This is a genomic window from Streptomyces capoamus (assembly GCF_014654935.1).
Classification (GTDB): Bacteria; Actinomycetota; Actinomycetes; order Streptomycetales; family Streptomycetaceae; genus Streptomyces; species Streptomyces capoamus.
The window spans coordinates 31,551-38,623 of the sequence record NZ_BNBF01000022.1 but is presented as its reverse complement, the minus strand read 5'-3'; the positions used below and the strand labels follow the sequence as shown (position 1 = coordinate 38,623).

The 7,073-nt window shown below is 73.3% G+C and carries 5 protein-coding genes; 3 read left to right on the top strand and 2 right to left on the bottom strand.

The annotated features are described in order from the left end of the window. Nucleotides 1-879 (bottom strand): MFS transporter (locus tag IE312_RS42285; RefSeq protein WP_229900555.1); only part of this gene is annotated, 879 nt, incomplete at its 3' end. Between the two features lie 180 nt (nt 880-1,059). On the opposite strand from IE312_RS42285, the gene panB reads away from it, so the two are divergent. From panB to IE312_RS29115, 3 genes are all read left to right on the top strand, one after another. Further along, a complete protein-coding gene (panB, locus tag IE312_RS29125) occupies nt 1,060-1,935 on the top strand; it encodes a 3-methyl-2-oxobutanoate hydroxymethyltransferase (protein ID WP_189985281.1) in 876 nt (291 codons plus the stop codon). Nucleotides 1,936-2,086: 151 nt separating this feature from the next. Next, the gene (locus tag IE312_RS29120; RefSeq protein ID WP_189985280.1) at nt 2,087-3,112 is read left to right on the top strand and encodes an ATP-binding cassette domain-containing protein; all 1,026 of its coding nucleotides are present in this window, start codon (nt 2,087-2,089) and stop codon (nt 3,110-3,112) included. Continuing rightward, nucleotides 3,109-3,930, top strand: coding sequence for an ABC transporter permease (locus IE312_RS29115; protein WP_189985279.1), 822 nt, complete (start codon nt 3,109-3,111; stop codon nt 3,928-3,930). The genes IE312_RS29120 and IE312_RS29115 overlap by 4 nt, the downstream gene beginning before the upstream one ends. A gap of 13 nt (nt 3,931-3,943) precedes the next feature. Here IE312_RS29115 and IE312_RS29110 read toward each other — a convergent pair. After that, on the bottom strand, nt 3,944-7,073 hold a 3,130-nt coding region (locus tag IE312_RS29110), incomplete at its 5' end, for an ATP-binding protein (protein ID WP_229900554.1).

The window sequence follows — 7,073 nt, the reverse complement described above, 5'->3', positions numbered from 1 at the left end:
CAGCGCGAAGAAGACCAGCGCGATGGCGCTCATGGCGGCCGAGAAGACCTTGTTCCGGAAGTAGGTGACGTCCAGCGAGGGGTGGTCGCTGCGCTTCTCGAAGACGACGAAGCCGGCCAGCACGGCGAGCCCGGCGACGATGGTGGCCAGCACCTTGGCGTCGGTGAAGTCGGCCAGCTCGCCGCCCTTGATGATGCCGTAGACCAGCAGCACCAGGCCGACGACGGACAGGAGCACGCCGACGGGGTCGAGGCGGCCGGGGCGCGGGTCGCGGGAGTCGGGCACCAGCCAGACCATGAGGACCAGGGCGAGGATCACGATGGGCACGTTGACGAAGAAGACCGAGCCCCACCAGAAGTGGTCCAGGAGCGCGCCGCCGGTGATCGGGCCGATGGCGATGGCGAGGCCGACGCCGCCGGCCCAGATGCCGATGGCCTTGGGCTGCTCCTCGCGCTCGAAGACGTTCATGAGGACGGCGAGGGTGGCGGGCATGACGAAGGCGGCGCCGAGGGCCATCAGCGCGCGGTAGGCGATCAGCTGGGCCGGCGAGCCGGACTCGGCGGCGAGCGCGGAGCCGATACCGAACACGGCGATGCCGCCGAGCAGCACCTTCTTGCGGCCGAGCCGGTCGCCGACGAGCCCGGCGGTGAACAGCAGGCCGGCGAAGACGAGGGTGTAGGCGTTGATCGCCCACTCGATCTCGCTCTGGGTGGCGCCGAGGCCGGTCGGCGCGGGGGTGGCGATGGTCTTGATGGCGACGTTCAGGATCGAGTTGTCGAGCACCACGATGAGCAGGCTCAGCATCAGCACACCGAGGATCGCCCAGCGGCGCCGGTGCACCGCTTCCGGTATGCGGGAGGCAGGGACGGGACTTGTCATGTGTCCGAGGTTACGATCATTTCGATACGGAACGGTCTCGTATCTAATTCCTTTACCAAGGCCTTACGCGGCCGGACTCACAGGGGGGTACCCCTGGCCGTGCATGGCACGAGGTGCCACCATGGAGTCGATCCGGGGACGCCGTCAGGGCGCCTCGAGATGACTGAAGGAGCCGTTGCCATGACGCAGCTTTCGGCTGCCCAGAACGCTCAGAACGCACCCTCCGACGGCAGCAAGGCGCTGTACGGGGGGAAGGGCACCCGCCGCATCACCGTCCGCGACATCGCCCTCGCCAAGGAGCGGGGCGAGAAGTGGCCCATGCTCACCGCCTACGACGCGATGACCGCGTCCGTCTTCGACGAGGCCGGGATCCCGGTCCTCCTGGTCGGCGACTCGGCGGGCAACTGCCACCTCGGGTACGAGACCACCGTGCCCGTCACCCTCGACGAGATGACCATGCTGTCGGCCGCCGTCGTGCGCGGCACCCGGCGCGCCCTGATCGTCGGCGACCTCCCCTTCGGCTCCTACCAGGAGGGTCCGGTGCAGGCGCTGCGCTCGGCGACCCGGCTGGTGAAGGAGGCCGGGGTCGGCGCGGTCAAGCTGGAGGGCGGCGAGCGCTCGCACGAGCAGATCCGGCTCCTGGTGGAGTCCGGTATCCCGGTCATGGCCCACATCGGGCTGACCCCGCAGTCCGTCAACGCGATGGGCTACCGCGTCCAGGGGCGCGGGGAGGAGGCCGCGCAGCAGCTGCTGCGCGACGCCAAGGCCGTGCAGGACGCCGGGGCGTTCGCCGTGGTGCTGGAGCTGGTTCCGGCCGAGCTGGCGGCCGAGGTGACCCGGGTGCTGCACATCCCGACCGTCGGCATCGGCGCGGGTCCCGAGACGGACGCGCAGGTGCTGGTGTGGACCGACATGCTGGGGCTGACGCCGGGCCGGGTGCCGAAGTTCGTCAAGAAGTACGCCGACCTGCGTGAGGTCATGGGCAACGCCGTCAAGGAGTTCGCGCAGGACGTCGTCGGCGGGGCCTTCCCGCTGGAGGAGCACTCCGTCCACTAGGGCCACTGCGGCACCACGGCACAGCCCGCCGATCGTCCCCCGTCGGCGGGCTGTGTCGTGCCCGGGCACCGACAGCGCGTGTCGGCGGGATGTCGGCGGGTGTCGGCCGGCTGTAGGCCGTTTGTCGGTGGGGGCTGGCACTGTCATCGCCATGACACGCATCGACGACAACCCCGCCGGCGGCCGCTCCGCCGTGACCGTACGGGGACTGGTCAAGCACTACGGCGAGACCAAGGCGCTGGACGGCGTCGACCTGGACGTGCGCGAGGGCACCGTGATGGGTGTGCTCGGGCCGAACGGCGCCGGCAAGACCACCCTCGTACGCATCCTGTCCACCCTGATCACCCCCGACGCCGGGCAGGCCGTCGTGGCCGGCTACGACGTCGTACGCCAGCCCCGCCGGCTGCGCCGGGTCATCGGTCTGACCGGCCAGTACGCCTCGGTGGACGAGAAGCTCCCGGGCTGGGAGAACCTGTACCTGATCGGCCGCCTGCTGGACCTGTCCCGCAAGGACGCCCGCGCCCGCGCCGACGAGCTGCTGGAGCGGTTCTCGCTGACGGAGGCGGCCAGGCGGCCCGCGAGCACGTACTCCGGCGGCATGCGGCGGCGGCTGGACCTGGCCGCCTCCATGATCGGCCGCCCGGCCGTGCTGTTCCTGGACGAGCCCACCACCGGCCTCGACCCCCGCACCCGCAACGAGGTCTGGGACGAGGTCAAGGCGATGGTCGGCGACGGCGTCACGGTGCTGCTGACCACCCAGTACATGGAGGAGGCCGAGCAGCTCGCCTCCGAGCTGACCGTGGTGGACCGGGGCAAGGTCATCGCGAACGGCGGCATCGAGGAGCTGAAGGCCCGCGTCGGCGGGCGCACGCTCCGGGTGCGGCCGGTGGACCCGCTGGAGCTGCGCCCGCTCGCCGGCATGCTGGACGAGCTGGGCATCACCGGGCTCGCGGCCACCACCGTCGACGCCGAGACCGGCACCCTGCTGGTGCCGATCCTCAGCGACGAGCAGCTGACCGCGGTGGTCGGCGCGGTCACCGCGCGCGGCATCACCGTCTCCTCCATCACCACCGAACTGCCCAGCCTGGACGAGGTGTTCCTGTCGCTCACCGGCCACCGTGCCAGTGCCCCGCAGGACGCCGTGCCCGCCGACGACCGCCAGGAGGTCGCCGTATGAGTTCCGCCACCCTCTCCCCCGCCGCCGCGAAGGCCGATACCCCGATACCGCTGCGGGCCCATCTGCGGCACACCGGCGCGCTGATCCGCCGCAACCTGCTGTGGATCCGGCAGGACCCGGAGTCGATGTTCGACGCCATCCTGTTCCCGGTCGTCTTCACCTTGCTGTTCGTGTACGTCTTCGGCGGCTCCATCGGGCAGTCGCTGGGCGGCGGCCAGGAGCAGTACGTCCAGTACGTCGTCCCCGGGCTCATGGCCATGATGGGCATGAACATGGCCCAGGGCGTGGGCACGGGTTTCAACCAGGACTTCAACTCCGGTGTCATGGACCGCTTCCGGTCCCTGCCGATCGGCCGCGGCTCGGTGCTCTTCGCGAAGATCGCGGTGGAGCTGATGCGAATGCTGTTCGCGACCGCGGTGCTGATGGTGGTCGCCGTTCTGGTGGGTTACGACATCAAGGACTGGGCGGGAATGCTGGCCTCGGTCGGGCTGTCCGCGCTGTTCGGCTCGGCGCTGATGTGGGTGTTCCTGACCCTCGGCGTGATCATGAAGAACGCCCAGTCGGTGCAGGCGATGGGCTTCCTGGTGCTGATGCCGCTGCAGTTCGGTTCGTCGATCTTCGCACCGACCGCGTCGATGCCCGGCTGGCTGCAGTCGTTCACCGACTACAACCCGCTCTCCGCGCTGGCCGACACCGCGCGCGGCCTGATGGAGGGCGGCCCGGTCGCGCACGACCTGTGGGTGACGGTCATCTGGTCGGTCGGTCTGACCGCGGTCATGGCGCCGGTCGCGATCCACAAGTTCCGCACCAAGAGCTGACATCCGCGGACGGTCAGCACAGGGCGGTGGCCTCCGCGAGGGAGAGGCCGCCGCCCTCGGCGTACGCGGCCCGGTACGACCGTGCGTCGAGCCGCTCCCGGATCCGGGCCTCCGCCAGGTCGCCGGCCCGCCGCTCCACACCGGTGGGCACGTGGCCCGGCGGCAGCAGTGCCGCGGCGGCGCCCAGGCAGCGGGCGGCGTCCGCGGCCCGGCCGTCGGCGCGGGCGAGGGCCATCGCGGCGGCGACCAGGATCACCGAGTGCAGGTGCGGGGTGATGGCCCTCGACAGCGGGTCGGCGGCCAGGACCAGCGCCTCCCGGGCCTGCCGCAGGGCCTCCGCACGGCGCTCGTCGACGGCGTCCAGCCAGGCCTCCTGGCACAGGATCACGGCGTCGAACACGATGAAGCGCGCGATGCGCACCTCCTCGCGCAGCAACCGCAGGTGGGTGCGGGCCTCCGCGGTGCGGCCGGTCAGGCCGAGCCAGCCGGCCAGCAGGAGCCGGGCGGCAGGCATGGCCTCGTTGAGGGTGCTGTCCTTGCTGGCGATGACGTCCCGCAGCATCCGCTCGCCGCGTTCGCTCTCGCCCCCCTCCAGGAGGGTGCCGCCGAGCCGGGCGCGGAGCACGGCCACCTGGGCGCGGGCGCCGAGGCCCTCGGCGTGTTCGATGGCGGCCCGGTAGTCGGCGGCCGCCCCGTGGTGGTCGCCCTTGCGCTCCCGGGCCTCGCCGCGGGCGGACAGGGCCTCGGTGGTGCCCCAGGTGTCGCCGAGGCGGCGGTAGATCTCCAGGGCCTCGTCGGCGTCACGGGTGGCGTCACCGGCCCAGTCGGCGCGGTTGGCGAGGAGGTTGGCGCGCAACTGGAGGGCGCCGGCCAGCTCCCACTCGTAACCGGGGGTGTCCCGGCAGGTCTGCACACAGGCGTCGGCGATGGTGCGCAGCCGGGTGGCGCCGCCGGTCAGCAGCTCGGCGAAGAACCACAGGATGCCCGGCGGCCGGCAGATCTGCGGCAGGCCCGGGTCGTAGGTCCGGGCGACCACGCGGAGCTTGGCCTGCGCCTCGGGGGTCTGCCAGGCGTCGATCTCGGTGTCCATGCAGGCCAGATGGGCCAGGTGGACCCCGCGCCGGGCCTCGGCGAGGACTTCGCCGGTGTACGGCGGCGGGGTGTCGGTGCAGCGCCGCCAGACCGGTTCGGCGGGGCGCACCGGTTCGGTGAACGGGTCCGGGCCGAGCGCCATGACCTCCCGGCACCAGGTGCGGGTCTCGATGCGCTGGTCGCGTATCTGCCAGAACCAGAGCAGGGAGAGGACCAGGCACAGTCCCTCCTGTTCGTCGCGTTCGGCGACGGCGTGCCGGAAGGCGGTGCGCAGGTTCTCGTACTCCAGCTGGAAGCGGTCGATGGCGGCGAGCTGCTCGGGGCCGCGCAGCAGCGGGTCGGTGGCGCGGGCGAGTTCCCGGTAGTACGTGAGGTGGGCCCGCTCGGCACCCCGGCGGCCGCCGGTCTCGGCGAGGCGTTCGGCGGCGTACTCGGCGACGGTCTCCAGCAGCCGGTAGCGCATCGCGCCGTCGGCCGCGGGGGCGGCCACCACCAGGGACTTGTCGACCAGGGAACCGAGCGCGTCCAGCGCGGCCGGCCCGCACACGGCCTCGGCGGCGGCCAGATCGCAGCCGCCGGCGAACACCGAAAGCCGGGCGAGGACGTCCCGTTCGCCGGCGTCCAGCAGGTCCCAGGACCAGTCCACGACGGCCCGGAGGGTCTGCTGGCGGGGCAGCACGGTGCGGCTGCCCGAGGTGAGCAGCCGGAAGCGGTCGTCCAGCCGGTCCGCTATCTGGCGGGGTGTCAGCATGCGCAGCCGGGCCGCCGCCAGCTCGATGGCAAGGGGCAGACCGTCCAGGCGGCGGCAGATCTCGGCGCACGCCTCCGGGTCGTCCTCGGTCCGGAAGCCGGGCCGGGCCGCCGCGCCCCGCTCGGCGAGCAGTCGCAGCGCCACCGGTTCGGGCAGCGGCTCCACCGGCCGCAGCAACTCGCCCGGGACCCCGAGGGGTTCACGGCTGGTGGCCAGGACGGTCAGTTCCGGGCAGCGGGCCAGCAGCCGTTCGGTGAGGCGGGCGGCGGCGTCCACGACGTGCTCGCAGTTGTCCAGGACGATCAGCATGCGGCGCCGGGCGCAGTGCTCCACCAGCCGCTCCACGGGGTTGTCGTGCCGCTCGGCGACCGCGCGCATGCCGTCCACACCGGCGCCGTGCAGCACCGTCTCGCGGGCCCCGATCGCGGTGAGCACGGCCTGCGGCACGGCGTCGGGGTCGTCCACGGGGGCCAGCTCGACGAGCCACACCCCGTCCCGGGCGGTGTGCCGTACCGCCTCGGCGGCCTCCTGGGACAGCCGGGTCTTCCCGGCGCCGCCGGGTCCGAGCAGGGTGACCAGGCGGGCCGCGGCCAGGTCGGCGCCGATCGCCCGGATGTCGGCCTCCCGGCCGACGAACGACGTCAGCCGGGCGGGCAGGTTGCCCGGGCGGGCCGCGGGCGGCTGCCCGGCCGGTTCCACGCGCAGCAGCTCGGCGTGCAGGGCGCGCAGTTCGGGGCCGGGGTCGGAGCCGAGCCGGTCCGCGAGCAGGCGGCGTACGTCCTCGTAGGCGGCGAGCGCCTGGGCGGGGCGGCCGGTGTCGCGCAGGGCGCGCAGCCGCAGCACCTGGAGCGGCTCGTCCAGCGGGTGGCCGTCGCACAGGGCCGTCAGCTCGGGCAGTGCCTGCTCGGCCTGGCCGAGGGCGAGCGCGGCGGTGTGCCGGGCGCGCAGCGCGTCGAGCCGGCGGGTCTCCCAGCGGGCCGCCTCGGCGGTGCGGTCGGGCAGGTCGGCGAGGGCGGGTCCGCGCCACAGGGCGAGGGCGTCGTCGAGGACGACGGCGGCCTTGGCGGGGTCGCCGTCGGCGAGGGCGCGCAGACCGTCGCCGGTCAGCCGGTCGAAACGGACGAGGTCGATGTCGTCGGGCGCGGCGGTGAGCCGGTAGCCGCCGTCGACGGAGGCGACGGCGTCGGCGCCGAGGGCCCGCCGCAGCCTGCCGACGAGCGCCTGGAGGGCGCCGGCGGCGTCGGCGGGCGGTTCGGCGCCCCACACCTCGTCCACGAGGACGCCCGCGGGCACGGTCCGG

What these genes read in the sequence shown, in the direction of transcription:
- panB (WP_189985281.1), top strand. Translation starts at nt 1,060, where the DNA reads ATGACGCAGCTTTCGGCTGCCCAGAACGCTCAGAACGCACCCTCCGAC.
- IE312_RS29120 (WP_189985280.1), top strand. Translation starts at nt 2,087, where the DNA reads ATGACACGCATCGACGACAACCCCGCCGGCGGCCGCTCCGCCGTGACC.
- IE312_RS29115 (WP_189985279.1), top strand. Translation starts at nt 3,109, where the DNA reads ATGAGTTCCGCCACCCTCTCCCCCGCCGCCGCGAAGGCCGATACCCCG.